Origin of the sequence: Scandinavium sp. UTDF21-P1B, assembly GCF_040750395.1 — a bacterium.
In the GTDB taxonomy this organism is placed as follows: Bacteria; Pseudomonadota; Gammaproteobacteria; order Enterobacterales; family Enterobacteriaceae; genus Scandinavium.
Genome location: NZ_JBFLVD010000015.1, coordinates 170,164 through 189,072, shown reverse-complemented (window position 1 = coordinate 189,072; position 18,909 = coordinate 170,164). Strand labels below are relative to the sequence as shown.

16 protein-coding genes are annotated in these 18,909 nt (G+C 56.4%); 11 read left to right on the top strand and 5 right to left on the bottom strand.

Annotated features, from left to right (window positions below; genetic code table 11):
* Positions 1-10 precede the first annotated feature (10 nt).
* Positions 11-1,621: an FAD-NAD(P)-binding protein gene (locus AB1287_RS13120; protein WP_435618044.1), complete on the bottom strand. Its 1,611-nt coding sequence runs from the start codon at positions 1,619-1,621 to the stop codon at positions 11-13.
* Positions 1,622-1,768: 147 nt separating this feature from the next.
* Between AB1287_RS13120 and AB1287_RS13115 the strand changes: the two genes are divergently transcribed.
* The 4 genes from AB1287_RS13115 (at position 1,769) to rimL (ending at position 6,397) form a co-directional block, all read left to right on the top strand.
* The gene (locus AB1287_RS13115) at positions 1,769-2,938 is read left to right on the top strand and encodes a pyridoxal phosphate-dependent aminotransferase (protein ID WP_435618043.1); all 1,170 of its coding nucleotides are present in this window, start codon (positions 1,769-1,771) and stop codon (positions 2,936-2,938) included.
* Positions 2,939-2,950: 12 nt separating this feature from the next.
* The gene (locus tag AB1287_RS13110) at positions 2,951-3,724 is read left to right on the top strand and encodes an ABC transporter substrate-binding protein (protein ID WP_312628070.1); all 774 of its coding nucleotides are present in this window, start codon (positions 2,951-2,953) and stop codon (positions 3,722-3,724) included.
* A 318-nt stretch (positions 3,725-4,042) separates the two neighbouring features.
* Complete coding sequence (locus tag AB1287_RS13105; RefSeq protein ID WP_435618042.1) at positions 4,043-5,698, top strand: glucan biosynthesis protein D; 1,656 nt, start codon at positions 4,043-4,045, stop codon at positions 5,696-5,698.
* 132 nt (positions 5,699-5,830) lie between these two features.
* On the top strand, positions 5,831-6,397 hold the full coding sequence (gene rimL / locus AB1287_RS13100; RefSeq protein WP_312628143.1) for a 50S ribosomal protein L7/L12-serine acetyltransferase: 567 nt from the start codon (positions 5,831-5,833) through the stop codon (positions 6,395-6,397).
* Here the strand turns inward: rimL and ydcK are convergent.
* The gene (ydcK, locus tag AB1287_RS13095; protein WP_312628073.1) at positions 6,389-7,369 is read right to left on the bottom strand and encodes a YdcK family protein; all 981 of its coding nucleotides are present in this window, start codon (positions 7,367-7,369) and stop codon (positions 6,389-6,391) included. The two genes, rimL and ydcK, sit on opposite strands and share 9 nt — an antisense overlap.
* Positions 7,370-7,480: 111 nt before the next feature.
* On the opposite strand from ydcK, the gene tehA reads away from it, so the two are divergent.
* Both tehA and tehB read left to right on the top strand, forming a co-directional pair.
* Positions 7,481-8,485, top strand: a complete 1,005-nt coding sequence (gene tehA, locus AB1287_RS13090; RefSeq protein ID WP_435618041.1) for a dicarboxylate transporter/tellurite-resistance protein TehA — start codon at positions 7,481-7,483, stop codon at positions 8,483-8,485.
* Positions 8,482-9,078 carry a tellurite resistance methyltransferase TehB gene (gene tehB / locus AB1287_RS13085; protein ID WP_435618040.1) on the top strand — a complete coding sequence of 199 codons (597 nt, stop codon included), beginning with the start codon at positions 8,482-8,484 and terminating at the stop codon, positions 9,076-9,078. Before tehA ends, tehB begins: the two co-directional genes overlap by 4 nt.
* Here tehB and pepT read toward each other — a convergent pair.
* The gene (pepT, locus tag AB1287_RS13080; protein WP_435618039.1) at positions 9,075-10,307 is read right to left on the bottom strand and encodes a peptidase T; all 1,233 of its coding nucleotides are present in this window, start codon (positions 10,305-10,307) and stop codon (positions 9,075-9,077) included. The two genes, tehB and pepT, sit on opposite strands and share 4 nt — an antisense overlap.
* Positions 10,308-10,400: 93 nt before the next feature.
* Here pepT and AB1287_RS13075 point away from each other — a divergent pair, with 93 nt between their 5' ends.
* Positions 10,401-11,993, top strand: a complete 1,593-nt coding sequence (locus AB1287_RS13075; protein ID WP_435618038.1) for an ABC transporter substrate-binding protein — start codon at positions 10,401-10,403, stop codon at positions 11,991-11,993.
* A gap of 135 nt (positions 11,994-12,128) precedes the next feature.
* A complete protein-coding gene (locus AB1287_RS13070; protein WP_435618037.1) occupies positions 12,129-12,797 on the top strand; it encodes a DUF3313 domain-containing protein in 669 nt (222 codons plus the stop codon).
* Positions 12,798-12,898: 101 nt separating this feature from the next.
* On the opposite strand, the gene AB1287_RS13065 is transcribed toward AB1287_RS13070, so the two are convergent.
* A complete protein-coding gene (locus AB1287_RS13065) occupies positions 12,899-13,807 on the bottom strand; it encodes a DMT family transporter (RefSeq protein ID WP_435618036.1) in 909 nt (302 codons plus the stop codon).
* 186 nt (positions 13,808-13,993) lie between these two features.
* Here AB1287_RS13065 and AB1287_RS13060 point away from each other — a divergent pair, with 186 nt between their 5' ends.
* Positions 13,994-14,866, top strand: a complete 873-nt coding sequence (locus AB1287_RS13060) for an AraC family transcriptional regulator (protein ID WP_312628080.1) — start codon at positions 13,994-13,996, stop codon at positions 14,864-14,866.
* On the opposite strand, the gene AB1287_RS13055 is transcribed toward AB1287_RS13060, so the two are convergent.
* Positions 14,846-16,006, bottom strand: coding sequence for a benzoate/H(+) symporter BenE family transporter (locus AB1287_RS13055; protein ID WP_435618035.1), 1,161 nt, complete (start codon positions 16,004-16,006; stop codon positions 14,846-14,848). The two genes, AB1287_RS13060 and AB1287_RS13055, sit on opposite strands and share 21 nt — an antisense overlap.
* Positions 16,007-16,098: 92 nt before the next feature.
* Between AB1287_RS13055 and AB1287_RS13050 the strand changes: the two genes are divergently transcribed.
* Positions 16,099-16,650 carry a helix-turn-helix domain-containing protein gene (locus AB1287_RS13050; protein ID WP_312628082.1) on the top strand — a complete coding sequence of 184 codons (552 nt, stop codon included), beginning with the start codon at positions 16,099-16,101 and terminating at the stop codon, positions 16,648-16,650.
* A 223-nt stretch (positions 16,651-16,873) separates the two neighbouring features.
* Complete coding sequence (locus tag AB1287_RS13045) at positions 16,874-18,838, top strand: U32 family peptidase (RefSeq protein ID WP_435618034.1); 1,965 nt, start codon at positions 16,874-16,876, stop codon at positions 18,836-18,838.
* The last annotated feature ends 71 nt before the right edge of the window (positions 18,839-18,909 follow it).

Sequence of the window (18,909 nt, the reverse complement as noted above, 5' to 3'; positions counted from 1 at the left end):
TGACACAGGGTCAGCGCTCAATAAACGGCAGACGTCGGCGCAGACGGCTCGTCGGTTGCGTCACCGTTTCAGCAATACGTTCGCCTATCTCCGCGCAAACGACAATGCCCTGAATGAAGGGTTTATCGTGCATGAGATAAGGCAGTGCGCCAAACGCGATCCGCCCGCGCAGCGCTTCGGGCTCCGGCAGGGTGTAATCCTCCGCCACGTTCGGAAAATCATCTCCGGTGGCGGCCAGCTGTTCGCGAAGATGAGGGAAGGGTAAATCTTTTATTTTCAGTGGTTTCTGTCCACGAGCGTCAATGAAGGTGTCGAACATCAGTTCGCCGTTCTGTCCGCGAATGCGCGTCCTGTCTTCCCTTTTCTCCAGCGAATAGTTTTCCCCAAGCGTCTGAATCGTCAGGATCCCTGCTTCCCGCAGCGCAAGAAGGCGGCGGATGGATTCTGAAGGGATTGCGGTATAGTTGTCGATGAACACCCGCGCCAGGCCTGCGTTGAAGCGCTGTCGGTCGCGCTCATCAAAATGCGCCACGGCATCTTCAACCGCTTCATGCAGGCGAAGGATGGCATAACGCCACGGCACCGTATGCCGCTCTTGCTTGTTACGCTCGACTTCCCGCAGGTTCTCCTCCGCCCAGTCAAAAGGGTTGTGCTGCTGCCTGTCGGCAAACCAGGCGCTGGCAAAGGTGTCGGCGTTCAGTTCAGGTAACGTGATGTGGTCGCTCCACTGCGGGTCGGCAAGCGTAATCTCTTTTGCCATCAGCGCAAAAATACGGTCCAGCAAACCCTGACTTCCGGCGGCAATTTCCCGTGCTACGGCCTGTTCCGTTACCACTTTCAGCGGTTCGTAAGGGAGAGGGCAGTAAAAATCTGCCTCAGGCAAAATACCGGATCGCGACATCAGCGTCAGGTTCAGTGCAGTACTGTTTCTGTTGAGGTTAAAAGTGACAGCGTGCTCATCCGTTTCATCGAATGCACCGTGCTGTGCCACGACGGCCATAGCAGCATCAATGGCGCTCAGCGAAAGCCCCATAATGCCGACGCAACCCGCAGGAATACGCGCCTCCAGCAGCCCCGACCACGGACTCGGGAAAAATGAACGGGTCGCCTCTTCGTCATCCGGCCAGACGTGCCCGGTGGCGATGACGGCAAGGTCGAACACGTCAGGTTCAGCAACGTTATTTATCCATAACCGGACGCCTTGCTCCGTTGCGTGCAGATCGCTCACTTCGCAGGATTCATGGACCTCAACCTGGTAACCACGCTGTCTCGCTTTTTCCACCAGGATGAGGAACTGCGCGCGAAAGTAGTCGCCCAGCAGAATGCGCGGCAGGAACTGGCGATCGTGCAGCGTGGACGCCTCAACGCCAAAATGTGCCAGGCGTTCCTGAGGCAGCGTTTTTAACCACTCCAGGTAGGTCATAAAGAGCGGTGGAATTTCAATGCTGGCAATGTTCGCCAGCATCAGGCGTGAATTGTCCTCGTCGGCATACGGCATGCCGACGCCGGCTTCCTCCGCGCGCTCATACAGCGAGATGGCGACGGGTGTGTTGTGCTTATAGAGCGAAAAGAAAGTGTATATCCCGGTCGGGCCGGTGCCGATAATGGCGATTTTTTTCATGGCGGTTCACCTGAGTTACCTGCATCAAGTGTAGTCGTCGATGTCAGCTATGCAATTTCCTCATGGCTAGCATGACAACAATTCGATTGTCGCCGCAGAGGGCTTTCGCTTGAATAGTTATGCATATTTACTGAGAAAGGATTGGCGATGACTCTGCGTTCTCCGGTGAAAACCCGTACAAAGTTGCCCGATGTGGGCACCACCATCTTTACCGTGATTGGCCAGCTTTCCGCACAGCATAACGCCATTAACCTTTCCCAGGGCGCGCCGAACTTTGCCTGCGATCCACGATTAGTACAGGGCGTAACCCGTGCGATGGAAGCGGGGCATAACCAGTACGCATCGATGACCGGCCTGCATGCGCTGAAAATCCGCATCGCGGAGAAAATTGCCGATCTCTATGGCACTCGCTACGACGTTGACAGCGAAGTGCTGATCACGGCCAGCGCCAGCGAAGGGCTCTATTCCGCCATCAGCGGGCTGGTGCATCCCGGCGATGAAGTGATCTATTTTGAACCCTCGTTCGACAGCTATGCGCCGATTGTGCGTTTGCAGGGCGCAACGCCGGTCGCCATTAAGCTGACGGTGCCGGATTTTACCGTTAACTGGGATGAGGTGCGTGCCGCCATCACGCCGCGCACTCGCATGATTATCGTCAACACGCCGCATAACCCGAGCGGCAAAGTCTTCGATGCTAACGATCTGCAGCAGCTGGCGGCGCTGACCCGAAACACCGATATTGTGATTTTGTCTGACGAAGTCTACGAACACGTCGTGTTTGACGGCCAGCCGCATCACGGCATGGCAACGCATCCGCAGCTCGCCGAGCGCAGCGTGATTGTTTCATCCTTTGGAAAAACCTATCACGTCACCGGCTGGCGGGTGGGGTATTGTGTGGCGCCAGCCGAACTGATGGATGAGATCTGCAAAGTGCATCAATTTTTGATGTTTTCTGCCGATACTCCGATGCAGTACGCGTTTGCTGAACATATGATGGACCCGCAAACCTGGCTGTCGCTGGCGGGGTTTTATCAGCGTAAGCGCGATCTGCTGCAATCGCTGCTGGCAGAATCGCCATTTAAGCTGCTGCCGGGTCAGGGCTCGTTCTTCCTGCTGGCGGACTACAGCGCGTTCAGTGACGAGCGCGACAGCGAAATGGTTAAAAGGCTGATTGTTGACCACGGCGTGGCGACGATCCCGCTGTCGGCGTTTTACACCGACGGCACCGATAACAAACTGATTCGTCTCTCTTTTGCCAAAGATGAGGCGACATTACGGGCAGGCGCTGCGGCCCTGTGTCAGGTTAAACCACGTTAAGGGGCGTTGGCGATGAAAGTAAAAGCACTGATCCTGGGCTTCGGCCTGATTTGCTCGGTTTCCTCTTTTGCGGCAGACGAGCTGCGCTTTGGCGTGGAGGCGGAGTACCCGCCGTTTGAAAGTCGTAACTCAGCGGGCGAACTACAGGGGTTTGATATCGATTTGGGCAACGCCATCTGTAAAGCGGCACAGCTGAAATGCAGCTGGGTGGAAAGCTCGTTTGATTCACTGATCCCGGGGCTCGTTGCGAAAAAGTTTGACGCGATAAACTCGGCGATGAACATCACCGAACAGCGGCGTAAAAGCATTGATTTCACTCAGCCGATTTACCGCATTCCGTCTCAGCTGGTCGGAAAAGAGGGCAGCGGCATGCAGGCCACGCCGGAAGGATTGCAGGGTAAAACCATTGGTGTGTTGCAGGGTTCCATTCAGGAAACCTACGCCAAGGAGCACTGGGAAAAGCACGGTGTCACCGTAGTGTCTTATAAAGATCAGAATATGGCGTGGGCGGATCTGCTGAACGGGCGTATTGACGCAAGCTTAGTGATGTCCGCCGCGGGCCAGGCCGGGTTCCTCAGTAAGCCGCAGGGTAAAGGCTTCGGCTTTATCGGCAAACCGGTGGCGGATGACACGATCCTCGGCAGCGGGATTGGCTTTGGTCTGCGTAAAGGCGACGAGGCGCAGAAAAAGCAGCTCGACGCCGCTATCGACAAAGTGCGTGCCGATGGCACCATCACCACGCTTGCGGCGAAATACTTTCCGGGTATTGACGTCAGCGTGAAATAATAACGAGAGTGTATTTTGGCCCCGGGAGTGATGTCGCTCGCCGGTTTTTTTTTCGAACGGCGTATGGGGCATCGTAGGCCTGGGTAAGGCGAAGCCGCCACCCGGCATAAAAGCCCTTCGCGCAAGCGTTCACGCAAATCAGCGATGAGCCTTTTTTATACAGACATTTACAACCGGAATCAGTCACTTCCGATCGCAATAATTTATTTCCCGGTTTGCGCGGATTTTGCGCGGGCAACAATTGGATTATCAGCGTTTTTTGTCTAGAGTGGGGCGCATCTTCGCGAAGTCGACATTTATAAGGACGCTGACTCAGGCATGAACCGCAGACACTTTATTAAATCCTCGATGGCTGTCGCCGCGGTGAGCGCGACAACCGGCATTGCCTCCCTGTTTTCCAAAGCCGCGCTTGCTGATGATTCGTCCATTGCCGACGGGCAAACGCGTCGTTTTGATTTCTCCGTATTGCAGTCGATGGCCCGCGACATTGCCAGCCAGCCATGGGGTGGCAAACCAAAAGATTTGCCGAAAACTCTCGCAGAGCTGACGCCGCAGGCTTACAACGCGATTCAGTACGATGCAAACCAGTCGCTGTGGAACAACATTCCCGATCGTCAGCTCGATATTCAGTTCTTCCACGTCGGGATGGGCTTCCGCCGCCGCGTGCGCATGTTCTCACTGGATTCTGCGACACAGCAGGCGCGTGAAATCCACTTCCGCCCGGAGCTGTTCAAATACAACGATGCGGGCGTCGACACTAAGCAGCTGGAAGGGCAGACCGACCTCGGCTTCGCCGGTTTCCGCACCTTTAAGGCGCCGGAACTGGCACGCCGCGATATCGTGTCGTTCCTTGGTGCAAGCTACTTCCGCGCGGTTGACAGCACTTATCAGTACGGCCTGTCTGCACGCGGCCTGGCGGTGGATACCTACACCGACGGTCTCGAAGAGTTCCCGGATTTCACCTCTTTCTGGTTTGAAACCGTTAAGCCGGGCGCCACGGTCTTTACCGTTTACGCATTGCTGGACAGCCCAAGCGTATCCGGTGCATACAAGTTCACCGTAAACTGTCAGGAAACGCAGGTGATCATGGATGTGGAAAACCACATCTTCGCCCGCAAGGACATCAAACAGCTCGGCATCTCGCCGATGACCAGCATGTTCAGCTGCGGCAACAACGAGCGCCGCACGTGCGATACCATCCACCCGCAAATCCACGACTCCGATCGTCTGGCGATGTGGCGCGGTAACGGCGAGTGGATCTGCCGTCCGCTGAACAACCCGCAGAAGCTACAGTTCAACGCCTACCAGGACAAAAATCCGCGCGGCTTTGGTCTGCTGCAGCTTGACCGCGATTTCTCGCACTATCAGGACGTGATGGGCTGGTACAACAAGCGCCCGAGCCTGTGGGTCGAACCGCGCAGCCAGTGGGGCGAAGGGGCCGTTTCATTGATGGAGATCCCGACCACCGGTGAAACGCTGGATAACATCGTCTGCTTCTGGCAACCGAAAAAAACGGTGAAGGCGGGCGACGAACTGGACTTCAAGTATCGCCTCTACTGGGCCGCGCAGCCGCCGGTACGCTCTCCAATGGCCCGAGTGATGGCAACCCGCACCGGCATGGGCGGCTTCCCGGAAGGCTGGGCACCGGGTGAACACTATCCGGAGAAATGGGCACGTCGCTTTGCCATTGACTTCGTGGGCGGGGACCTGAAAGCCGCCGCACCGAAAGGTATCGAGCCGGTGATCACGCTCTCCAACGGCGAAGCGAAGCAGATTGAAATTCTCTACGTCGAACCGTTCGACGGCTACCGCATTCTCTTCGACTGGTATCCGACCAACGACTCCACAGACCCGGTAGATATGCGCATGTTCCTGCGCTGCCAGGGCGATGCGATCAGCGAAACCTGGCTGTATCAGTACTTCCCGCCCGCGCCGGACAAGCGTAATTACGTTGATGACCGCGTGATGAAGTAAGCGCCCGGCGGCACTGCGTTTGCCTGGCCTACAAAATACCGTAGGCCGGGTTAGCGCAGTGCCACCCGGCAAGCCTGTTTAGGGTTTGAGGACCAGTGGAACGAAAACGTATGCTAATCACAAGGATCCATGATGACACCTGAAAACCCGCTACAGGATGCATTGATTCAGGTTTCCGCTGAGTTAGCGCTGGAAGCCGCCAATGAGCGTTTTGTTCCCGCGCTGCACCAGCTGGTGCTTAAAAATCGCCAGTGGCTGCAGCACTCCCTGAACTGGCCGCAGTTTGTCGGTAGTGAAGAGGACACCCGGCAAAATATGCTGAGCAACCGGTTACTGCACCAGCGCGGATACGCCAAAATGTTCCTGATTGTATACAGCGGTGATGTCGTGGGCGTGCTGTCGTTTAACGCCATTGAGCCGCTCAATAAGGCCGGTTATATCGGTTACTGGCTGGATGAAGACCATCAGGGGCAAGGGATCCTGTCCGCCTGTCTTGAAGCGTTTATGCAGTACTACGCGCAACAGGGGGAAATCCGCCGGTTTGTGATCAAATGTCGTGTTGAAAATGAGCGCAGCAACCGGGTGGCGCTGCGCAACGGTTTCGTGCTGGAAGGGTGCCTGCGACAGGCGGAGTATCTCAACGGCCGCTACCAGGACCAGAATATCTACGCCCGCATTATTGAAGATGGCTTAAAGTGACCCGAGCAGCGGCGTGCGTGTGATCCGCTCGTCGCCGTTGATCACCTTGCGCCCGCGCAGGTGAATAGTGTCACCGTCATAAGCTTCGATCACTGCGTTACCGGTGATTTCAACCCGATGTTCAATCACCACATCTCCGCTGATGCGCGCGTGGCCTTCAACCAGGATTTTATCATCCAGCAGGATAGGGCCGCCGCGCAGCCAGGCGTGACCGCCAACCAGCACGTGATGTTTCAGCACGCAGTTGCCTTCCACCACGGCGTTTTCCGCCACCTGTGAACTGTAGCGCAGGGTGGGAATCGCGTCCTCGCCGCTCCCGGCCACCACGCGGGCGTTACCATAGACTTTCGCGCAGTCGCAGACCCAGACGTTGTTTACATCATTACCCTGGAGAAGTGCGGCATCGAACACTTCGGCGCGGTGCTCAATAAACGCCTGATCGACGATGGCATCGCCGTAAATTTGTGCCTGGTGAACAATGCGTGAGCGACTGACGGTGGCGCGATCGTAGATTTGCAGATGCTGCAAGCTGTCACGGGTTAAGCCGATGGCGGCGATAATATCGCATTCGTTGAGAATGCGTGCATCGCCGAAAAGATGACACTCGCCGCGCACGCGGGATGACTGAACGGTGACGTTGTCACTTACTCTCGCCTGATGGCTAAGGATGGCGTTGTCTATCCAGGCATTACCTTCCACCAGCACGCCGTAAGAAAGCGTGCAGGGCTGCGTCACTCGCGCATCGCCCGTTACGCGGGCAGCGGCAAAAACCACGCTGTTCTCATCATAAATCCAGCAGTTGCCTGCCTGGCTTAGCGCTGATTCATCATCCACCCAGCCGCCCGGCGTGCCGGCTTTCACGTCGGCGAAATCTCGCAGGGCAATGATTTGCCGCAGTGAGACGCACTTTTTCTCACCATCTTCCTGATAGCTGTGGCTACGTGCGGAATCGCTCAGGCGGAATTTGTTCATCAGAATTCTCTTTATGAGGGGCTAAGATAAACGTAGCAAAGAATCTGCGTGACGCGGCGCAGAAGGTTCCTTTAAAATGCATCTTCAAATTTTTTTGAATGCTTAACATAAATGAACAATCCCTCCAGTAAACGTCCCGTTCTGCATCTGCCAGCCGGTTATTTCGGCATGGTGCTCGGTATCATCGGCATGGGGTTTGCCTGGCGCTATGCCAGCACAATCTGGCCTGTACCGCGGCTGATTGGCGACGCGCTGGTGGTACTGGCGATCGTTATCTGGGCGCTGCTGACGCTGGCGTTTTTACTGCGGCTGACGCGTTTCCCGCACAGCGTGCTCGCTGAGATGCGCCACCCGTTTGCCAGCAGCTTTGTCAGCCTGTTTCCGGCGACGACAATGCTGGTTTCTATTGGCGTAATGCCGTGGTGGCGGGAGCTGGCAGAAGGGCTGTTTGGCTTCGGCGTCGCGGCGCAGCTGTGTTACGCCGCGTGGCAAAGCGCCGGACTGTGGCGCGGAAAGCACCCAAATGAGGCCACAACGCCAGGCCTGTATCTGCCGACGGTGGCAAATAACTTTATCAGCGCAATGGCGTGCGGTGCGCTGGGTTATACCGACGTCGGGCTGGTTTTCCTGGGCGCCGGCATTTTCTCCTGGCTGAGCCTGGAGCCTGTTATTTTACAACGTTTACGCAGCGCCGGAGAGCTGCCCGCACCGCTGCGCACCTCGCTTGGTATTCAGCTTGCCCCCGCGCTGGTGGCCTGTAGCGCCTGGTTTGCCGTAAATGGTGGTCACGCGGATGTGCTGGCAAAAATGCTGTTCGGTTACGGCCTGCTGCAGCTGCTGTTTATGCTGCGTCTGATCCCCTGGTTCCTGGCTCAGCCGTTTAACGCCTCATTCTGGAGCTTCTCGTTCGGCATTTCAGCGCTGGCGACCACCGGGCTGCATCTGGGGCACGCCGCGCCTGACGGTTTTTTCCATTACCTGGCGCTGCCGCTGTTTATCTTCACTAACGCGATTATCGCTTTGCTGATGCTGTGGACCCTGAATTTGCTGGTCTGCGGCAAGCTGCTGACCCGCGTCGATCGTGACACTCTTTTACCCAACAAGGATCCCCAATGACTCTTCGTGACGAAAACTACTTCACTGACAAATACGGCCTGACTCGCACCCATTCAGAAGTGCTGCACGCGGCGACGAAAATTCAGCCCGGAAAAACGCTCGATCTGGGATGTGGCAACGGGCGTAACAGCCTTTTCCTCGCAGCGAACGGCTTTGATGTTACCGCGTGGGATAAAAACGCAATGAGCATCAATAACCTGGAGACCATTCGCCAGGCGGAAGGGCTGGAAAACCTGCGATCGAAGGAAGTGGATCTGAATGCGCTGACGTTCGACGGCGACTACGACTTTATTCTCTCCACCGTGGTGATGATGTTCCTGGAAGCGAAAACCATTCCGGGGCTGATTGCTAACATGCAGCGCTGCACGAAGCCGGGCGGCTGGAACCTGATCGTGGCGGCGATGGACACGGACGATTATCCGTGTACCGTCGGCTTCCCGTTTGCCTTTAAGGCGGGCGAGCTGAAGAATTACTACGAAGGCTGGCAGTTCGACCGCTATAACGAAGAGGTCGGCGAACTCCATCGCACCGACGCCAACGGTAACCGCATCAAATTGCGCTTTGCCACCATGCTCGCCCGCAAACCTGCTTAACGCGCGGCCAGCAGGCAGAGCTGCAGGGCGACGTTGTAAGAGGCCTCGAACGATTTCAGCGGCAAAAATTCAAACTTCGAGTGGAAGTTGTGCGCGCCGGTGAAGAAGTTCGGGGTCAGCAGCCCTTTGGCTGAGAGCGCCGCGCCGTCGGTGCCGCCGCGCATCGGCGTCGGTTTTGGCGTAATACCGAGGCTCTCCATGGCCTCAAACATCAAATCAACCGCACGACGATCTTCACCGATGGCATTGCTGATGTTGCTGTAGGTATCGCTTATCCGATAGTCCACTTTTGCCGTTGGGTAGAGCGCGGCAATCTTCCCGGCGACTTCGGCAATCTGCTGTTTACGGCGCTCGAAGCTCGCTTTGTCAAAATCACGAATGCTGGCGTGCAGCACCGCATTGCTCTGCACGGCTTCCATGCCATTAAACCAGACATAGCCTTCACGGCCTTCGGTGTGCTCCGGGGTTTCCAGACGATCGAAGTGGCTCATATAGTCCGTCGCCATCAGCAACGGGTTGACCAGCACGCCTTTGGCGGACATCGGGTGAGCGGTGAGGCCGGTAAAGCGGATTTCTGCCGCAGCGGCGTTGAAGTTTTCATAAACGATCTCACCGAGTTCACAGCAGTCGATGGTCCAGGCGAAATCAGCGTTGAAGCGACGTTCGATATCCAGCGCCTTCGCGCCGCGCAGGCCGACTTCTTCATCGGGCACGAAGGCTACCAGGATATCGCCATGGCGCTGTTCGGCCTTCAGGTTTTCCAGCAGCGTCATCACCACGGTAACTGCGGCTTTGTTGTCGGCACCGAGCACGCTGGTGCCGTCGCTGAAGATAATGTCTTCACCAGGGTAGGCCAGAATTTCAGGATGCTCTTTTACCCGCAGCCAGACGTCTTTTTGCGTATTCAGGCAGAGATCTTCACCAGTAAAACGCAGGATTTGCGGATGAATATCCGGCGACAGCCCGACGTCCACGGTATCGATATGAGTGATGAAACCAACGCGCGGCGCACCGGGAATATTGCCTTTTTTCACCGCGGTAACGGTGGCATGCTCATCAATTTCAATATTGTCCAGGCCCAGCTGTTCCAGCTCTTTTGCCAGGACTTGCGCCATCTCGTGCTGTCCTGCGGTGGTGGGTAAGGTGGTTGCGCTGGCGTCGCTCTGGCTGGTGATAGACAGATAGCGGAAGAAGCGCTGGGTTAATTGACTGGCGAGCGGCGATGGCATAGTGATTCCTTCTTTATTCATGTTATCAGGTGTTTGCAGTTTGTATTTGATGTTATCAATGGAAGGCTAAACCAATAAGAACAGGAAAAGGACATGAATTGCAAACTGACAACGCTAACGCTTGCGACGCTGGCCCTGACGGTAAGTTCCACCGTGGCGGCCAAAACGCTGGTGTACTGTTCGGAAGGATCGCCGGAGAACTTCAACCCGCAGTTATACACCTCTGGCACTAGCGTGGATGCCAGCGCCGTACCGGTTTATAACCGCCTGGTGGATTTCAAACCGGGCACCACGGAGCTGGTACCGAGCCTGGCGGAAAGCTGGGACGTGAGTGAAGACGGCAAGGTTTATACCTTCCATCTCAGGCCCGGCGTGAAGTTTCAGAGCAACAAAAACTTCAAACCCACCCGTGATTTTAACGCCGACGACGTGATTTTCTCGTTCATGCGCCAGAAGGACGAGAACAACCCGTATCACAAGGTCTCCGGCGGCAGCTATTCCAATTTTGAAAGCCTGGAGTTTGGCAAGCTGATTGAATCCATCGACAAAGTGGATGAGCACACCGTGCGCTTTACGCTGGCGCATCCTGAGGCACCGTTTGTGGCCGATCTGGCCTGGTATTTTGCCTCAATCCTTTCCGCCGAATACGCCGATGCGATGCTGAAAGCGGGCACGCCGGAGCGCGTCGATATGGATCCGATTGGCACCGGGCCGTTTAAGCTCGCGCAGTACCAAAAAGATTCGCGCATTTTGTTTACCGCAAACTCTGACTACTGGCAGGGCAAATCAACAATCGACCGGCTGGTATTCAGCATTACGCCGGATGCTTCCGTCCGTTACGCCAAGCTCGAGAAAAATGAATGTCAGGTGATGCCATTCCCGAACCCGGCGGATCTGCCGCGCATGAAGGCGAACAAAGACATCAACCTGATGAGTAAAGCGGGGCTGAATACCGGCTTTCTGGCATTTAATACGCAAAAGCCGCCGTTTGATAATGTGAAGGTTCGTCAGGCGCTGGCGATGGCGATCAACAAACCGGCCATCATTGACGCGGTCTTCCAGGGGACAGGTACCGCGGCGAAGAACATCCTGCCGCCGGGCGTGTGGAGCGCCGACAGCGAACTGAAGGATTACGATTTCGACCCGGAAAAAGCCAAAGCCTTGCTGAAAGAGGCGGGTTTTACTGACGGTCTGACCGTCGATCTGTGGGCGATGCCGGTCCAGCGTCCTTATAACCCGAACGCCAAGCGTATGGCAGAGATGATTCAGGCCGACTGGGCGAAAATCGGTGTGAAAACCACCATTACCACCTATGAATGGGGCGAATACCTGAAGCGCGTAAAAGACGGTGAGCATCAGGCGGCGCTGATGGGCTGGACCACCGCCACCGGCGATCCGGATAACTTCTTCGGCCCGCTGTTTACCTGCCAGTCGGCAGACGGCGGTTCAAACTCGGCGAAGTGGTGTTATGCGCCATTTGATAAGCTGATTGCTGAAGCGAAATCGATAACCGATCAGCAGAAACGCACCGAGCTTTATAAGCAGGCGCAGCAGATGATGCACGATCAGATGCCTGCGGTGATGATTGCCCACTCCACGATTTTTGAACCGGTGCGTAAAGAGGTGACCGGCTATGAAATCGATCCGTTCGGCAAGCATCTTTTCTGGCAGGTCGACCTGAAGTAAAACGCGCTATCACCTGTCGTAACGGCAGGTGATAGTTATTTTCCTGATATTTTCGCTATCGCTTTTTTTCCTACAACTTTTCCGCTGCCGTTTTGCTATAAGTTAAGAGCATTTTTGCACTGACAGGATTCTTTTATGCGTAGCAAAACTTTATGTAAAGTGGCCACCGTTGCGGCCATGTTAGCGTTGACAGGGTGCGCTTCCAAAATCGCTCAGCCCAATCAGTTTTCCGGTTTCCTGAAGGATTATTCCAACCTGAAAGAAACCACCTCCGCCTCCGGCAAGCCAGAGCTGCGCTGGATCGATCCAAACTATAATCCGGCGAATTACGATAACGTGGTGTTCAACCCCATTGTCTATTATCCGGTGCCAAAACCGACAACGCAGGTTGGGCAGAATGCGCTGGATCAGATCCGCAACTACACCAACGTTCAGTTGAAAAAGGCGATTTCCGAGAAGAAACCGCTGGCGACTACCGTCGGGCCGCGTAGCCTGATTTTCCGCGGGGCGATTACCGGCGTGGACTCCAGCAAGGAAGGGTTGCAGTTCTATGAAGTGGTGCCAGTGGCAATGATTGTGGCGGGAACGCAGATGGCAACCGGCCATCGCACGATGAACACCAGCCTTTATTTCGAAGGTGAGCTCATCGACGCGAAAACCAATAAACCGGTTATCAAAATTGTGCGTAAAGGAGAGGGGAAATCACTCTCGAATGAAAACACACCGTTAACGGCGGATGCGCTGAAAGCGGTGATTGACGAAATGGCGATTGACGCCGTGAAGTTCGACCCAAGCCAGAAGTAAAAAAATTGCCCGGCGGCACTTTATTTGCGTGGGCTTAAGGAAGGTTATGCAGGCCCGGTAAGCGCAGCGCCACCGGGCAACTATTCCGCTGATGACCAGGCTTACGCCGCGCTTTTGCGTAACGCTCTGCGTTTGAACCAGGTTTCAGGCTTCGCAAACATCACTAAATTCCCTGTCAGAATCAGCGCCAGTCCAAATACCGCGTTGGCGTGCCACACGTAGCCTTCATAGAACGTTGAAATAGTCAGCGCCACAAGCGGGAACAGCAGGGTACTGTAAGCGGCATTCGCAGGCCCGATCCGCCCGACCAGCGTGAAGTACGCGCCGAAGGCAATCACCGATCCAAACAGCGCCAGATAGAGCAGCGCACCCATATAGCTGACGGTGAACTCAGGCATAAAGTTATCGCCGCGAATCAGGGCAATCGCGCCCATCACCAGCGTGCCGTAAAGCATTGCCCAGCTGTTCGTGGTCAGCGTTTCCAGGCCACGGCGCTGGTGGCGGATGCTCAGCATATTGCCCAGCGAGAAGCCGTAAGTACCGAGTGCGCTCAGGCCAATGCCCATCAGCAGTTCGGTGCTCAGGCCGCTCGCCTGTAAATCATCCCAGAACAGCGTCACGATGCCGGTCAGACCGAGCAGGGCGGCGAGGTAAAAGCGGCCCGGCGGCTGCTGACGATAAAACAGGAAGCTGTTGATGGCGTTAAACAGCACGGCCATGGAGAAAATGACCGATTCCAGGCCGGTGTTGATCCACTTTGCCGCGCTGTAGAAGCACCAGAAGTTGAAGCAGAACACGCAGCAGCCCTGAATGATGCAGAACAGATGATCGCGCATCTGTAATTTACGCAGGCGGCCCATCAGTTTGAGCACCACCATCAGGGTGATACTCGCCACCGCAAAGCGCCAGAAAATGGATACCGGTGCGGGAACCGGGCCCTGTTGCAGGAAAATGGCAATCCAGGTGGTTCCCCAAATCACCACCACCAGAAAATAGAGCAATACGTTCATCGTTGTTTTCTCACTTCAGTCTTCAATGGGCAAAGTCTGGCAGAGGTGAAAGGGCGGGGCTTGTAGAAAGTTGCCGGAGAGTTGCATATTCTTGCGCATTTTTTTGCGATCCGGCACGCAGAAGGCTGGCATGCGGAGGCGACAATTCATAGACTATCGCTCTGACTCCCGGCTACAGCGAACACGATGCCTGAACAGTACGCTACGTTTAAAACCCTGCGCCAACAAAACGCCGTCCTGCGGGACACGGTGGCGCTGAACTCCGGCATTCAGCTGGCGGCCTGGTTTAATCAAAGCGATACCGTGACGGTACAAAGTGACCACCATACGCTGAGCCTGTACGTGGCGGATGGCTATGAGAGCTACCACAAAACGCCGCACGGCTGGAAAAACGGCGGCGGGCCGGACAGATTCTGCCTGATGCCAAAAGAGAGTGAATCGAGTTGGGATATTCGCGACGATCTTTCGTTTGTGCACCTCTACTGCACCGACGAGCATCTGCGCGCCACCGGCGAGAAAATCTGGGACAAGAGCCCGGCGTCGTTCCGGCTGGACGAAAAAACCTTCGCCCAGGACGATAAAATTACCGCGCTGTATCGCCATTTTCTGCTCGACTGCGACTGGCAGCAGCAGGCGAACCACCTGGCGCTGAGTTCGGCAACCACGTTGCTGCTAACGCATCTGATTCAGCACTACACCAACGTTCAGTGGCAGCTGCCAAAAGTGACCGGCGGCCTTGCGCCCTTTGTGTTACGCAACGTGCTGGCGCTGATTGAGGCCAGGCTAGCCGAGCCGCTGACGCTCGCCGATCTGGCGCAGGAAGCGAAGTTAAGCGAATACCATTTTGCGCGGATGTTCAGCCTGTCGATGAATATGGCGCCGCATCAGTACGTGATGCAGCGGCGGATGGCGAGGGCGCAGGAGCTGGTGCGTCACACCTCGTTACCTCTGACCGACATTGCCCTGGCCTGCGGTTTCAGCTCTGCGAGCCATTTCAGCAACCGCTTTAAAAGCGCGCTGGGTATGACGCCGTCACAGCTACGTGCGGCGGGCCAGTGACAGTACGCTGAAGCAAATTCCTCCGGCAATCAGCCCCCAAAAAGCAGATCCAATCCCGAACAGCGTCACGCCGCTGGCGGTCAGCAGAAAGGTGACAATCGCCGCGTCACGTTCATTCTCTTTGCCCAACGCCTGCACCAGGCTACCGCCAATAGTGCCGAGCAGGGCGAGCCCCGCCAGCATCTGAATTCCCGCCGCGGGCAAAGCCGCCATGAGTGATGTGATGGAGCCGCCAAACACGCCCGCCAGCAGATAAAAAAATCCCGCTGCTGCCGCGGCTTTCCAGCGCTGCGACGGGTCGGGATGCGCCTCAGGGCTCTGACAAATCGCGGCGGTAATAGCGGCGATGCAAATCGAGAACACCCCAAACGGTGAGAACGCCAGCGCAATGCCGCCGGTGACGACCATCAGCATCGATATGGGGGCAGAGTAGCCAGAGGCTTTCATGGTGGCGACGCCAGGCGCATTTTGCGAGGCCATTGTGACCAGGAAAAACGGCACGCCGACGCTTAGCAGCAGAGAAAAATCAAACGCCGGAGCGACGTAACGTGGCATGACGAATGCCAGGTGCAGTGCGTTATGGTGCAGATTATCGGTAAAAATGGCGATCAGACAGCCCAAAGCCAGCGCTGCCACTACCGCATAGCGCGGGGCGAAAGCCTTGAGTACCAGCCATGCAGCAAGCATGCTGCCGCAGAGCAGCCCATCACTTTGCAGGCTGGTGAAGGCCTGTAAGCCAAAGCGCAGCAGGATCCCCGCGAGCATCGCGGCGGCAAGAGAGTGTGGGATGATTTTCATCAGCCGGGCAAACAGGCCGGTTACGCCGCACAGCACAATCAGCACATTGGCAAAGACGAAAATACCGACCGCCTGATTCAGCGTTACCCCTTGCAACCCCGTCACCAGCAGCGCCGCGCCCGGCGTGGACCACGCAGTCAGAACAGGGATCTTGCGCCACAGGGTCAATACCAGCGTGCTCACCCCCATTGCCAGACCCAGCGCCGTCATCCAGCCAGCGATGGTTCGGGCATCGGCGCCAGCAGTGGCGGCAGCCTGCCAAATGATGGCGGCGGAGCTGGCGTAACCAACCAGTACTGCCACAAAACCTGCCAGCAGCGTTGAGAAAGGAAATGTGCGCATAGCGTCCTCTTGTGCGTTATAACGTCCGATGGGATGTAGCATTGGGCGTTATAGCGCACAAGTGATAAACTGCGTTCAACAAAGGAGCCGTGATGAATATTGCACACCACCTTGCCACTACCCTGAAAGCGCTGCGTCAGCAGCGGGAATGGAGCCTGTCGAAGCTTGCAGAAGAGACGGGCGTATCAAAAGCGATGCTCGGGCAGATTGAACGCCACGAGTCCAGCCCGACGATCGCGACGCTATGGAAAATCGCCACCGGGCTGAACGTCCCGTTTTCGCTGTTTATCACCCCGCCGGAAAGTGAAGATAAAGCTTACGATCCGCAGCAGCAGGCGATGGTGGTGACGCCAATTTTCCCGTGGGACCCGATTCTGCACTACGATCACTTCGCGATAACCCTCGCGCCGGGCGCGTTAAGCGAATCCACGCCGCACGAAAACGGGGTGATCGAACATGTTGTCGCCATCAACGGCACGCTCGAGATGTGCATTGACGGGCAGTGGCAGCAGGTGAAAGAAGGGGAAGGGCTGAAGTTCGCGGGGGACAGGCCGCACGCCTATCGCAACAGCACGGCGCAGGCGGTGCTGTTCCATTCGCTCATTCATTATCCCCACGCTAAGAAAGAAAAAGCCGCAGACTGAGCTGCGGCCAAACACGACGACTTACGACAAGAATAAACGCGACGAGGAAAAATCCGGAATACGCAGCCACTGTAATGCGTTGCCGCTTCGCCCGGAAATAGCAATTTCTTCAATGCTTTGCCGGAATGCAGAAAATGCCTCTCCGCGCGGTGTGGAAAATGATTTCGCCCCGCGCCGGTTCTGACTACAATAGCCGCCATTTTGATCCCAACGGATAATAACGATGCGCCTGCAAAACCATCATCTTGAACTCCTGAGCCCGGCCCGTGACGTCGGCATTGCCCGCGAAGCCATTCTTCACGGTGCGGATGCGGTCTACATCGGCGGCCCTGGCTTCGGTGCCCGCCACAACGCCAGCAACAGCCTGAGCGATATCGCCGCTCTGGTACCGTTTGCCCATCGCTACGGCGCGAAGGTGTTTGTGACCATCAACACCATTCTTCACGATGATGAGCTGGAACCGGCGCAAAAGCTGATTACCGACCTGTACCAGACCGGCGTGGATGCGCTGATCGTGCAGGATATGGGGATCATGCAGCTGGATCTGCCGCCGATTGAGCTGCATGCCAGTACCCAGTGCGATATCCGCAGCGTCGAAAAAGCGAAATTCCTGTCTGATGTTGGCTTCAGCCAGATCGTGCTGGCGCGTGAGCTCAACCTCCAGCAGATTAAAGCGATTCATGAGAATACCGACGCCACCATCGAGTTCTTTATCCACGGTGCGCTGTGCGTGGCCTATTCCGGCCAGTGCTATATTTCCCATGCGCAGACCGGGCGCAGCGCCAACCGCGGCGATTGCTCGCAGGCCTGCCGTCTGCCGTACACCCTGAAAGACGATCAGGGCCGCGTAGTGGCTTATGAAAAACACCTGCTGTCGATGAAGGACAACGATCAGACCGCCAACCTGGGGCAGCTGATTGACGCAGGCGTGCGCTCCTTCAAGATTGAAGGGCGATATAAAGACATGAGCTACGTGAAAAATATCACCGCGCACTATCGCCAGATGCTCGACAAAATTATCGAAGAGCGCGGCGACCTGGCGCGCTCTTCCCACGGTCGCACCGAGCACTTCTTCGTACCGTCCACTGACAAAACCTTCCATCGCGGCAGCACGGATTACTTCGTGAACGCGCGTAAAGGCGATATCGGCGCGTTTGATTCGCCGAAGTTTATCGGCCTGCCGGTGGGCGAAGTCCTGAAGGTCAGCAAAGATCACCTCGACGTGGAAGTGACCGAGCCGCTGGCGAACGGCGACGGCCTGAACGTGCTCATCAAGCGTGAAGTGGTTGGTTTCCGCGCCAATACGGTGGAGAAAACCGGCGCCAACCGCTATCGCGTATGGCCGAACGAAATGCCTGCGGATCTGCACAAGGCGCGCCCGCACACCCCGCTGAACCGCAACCTCGACCACAACTGGTCCCAGGCGCTGACCAAAACCTCCAGCGAACGCCGCATTGCGGTGGATATCGACATCGGCGGCTGGCAGGAACAGCTGATCCTGACGATGACCAGCGAAGACGGCGTCAGCGTGACGCATACGCTCGACGGCAATTTTGAAGAAGCATCCAACGCTGAAAAAGCCCTGAACAACCTTCAGGACGGCGTGGCGAAGCTGGGGCAAACCATTTATTACCCGCGCGACGTGCAGGTGAACCTGCCGGGTGCGCTGTTTGTACCGAACAGCCTGCTGAACCAGCTGCGCCGTGAAACGGTGGAGATGCTTGATGAGGCACGTCTGGCGGCCTACGTACGCGGTAGCCGCAAGCCGGTTTCCACGCCGGAACCGGTATACCCGGAAACGCATCTGACGTTTTTAACTAACGTTTATAACCACAAAGCGCGCGAGTTTTATCATCGCTACGGCGTCCAGCTGATCGACGCGGCATATGAGGCGCACGAAGAGAAGGGCGACGTGCCGGTGATGATCACCAAGCACTGCCTGCGCTTTGAGTTTAACCTGTGCCCGAAACAGGCGAAAGGCAACATCAAGAGCTGGAAGGCGACGCCAATGCAGTTGATGCACGGCGACGAAGTGCTGACGCTGAAGTTTGACTGCCGTCCGTGCGAAATGCACGTGGTCGGCAAAATCAAAAACCATATCCTGAAGATGCCGCAGGCGGGGAGCATTGTGGCGTCCGTCAGCCCGGACGATTTGATGAAGACCCTGCCAAAGCGCAAGGGCTTGTAAGCGCCATTGCCGGATGCGGCTTCGCCTTATCCGGCCTACGGATTTTGTAGGCCGGGCAAACAACGTGCCGC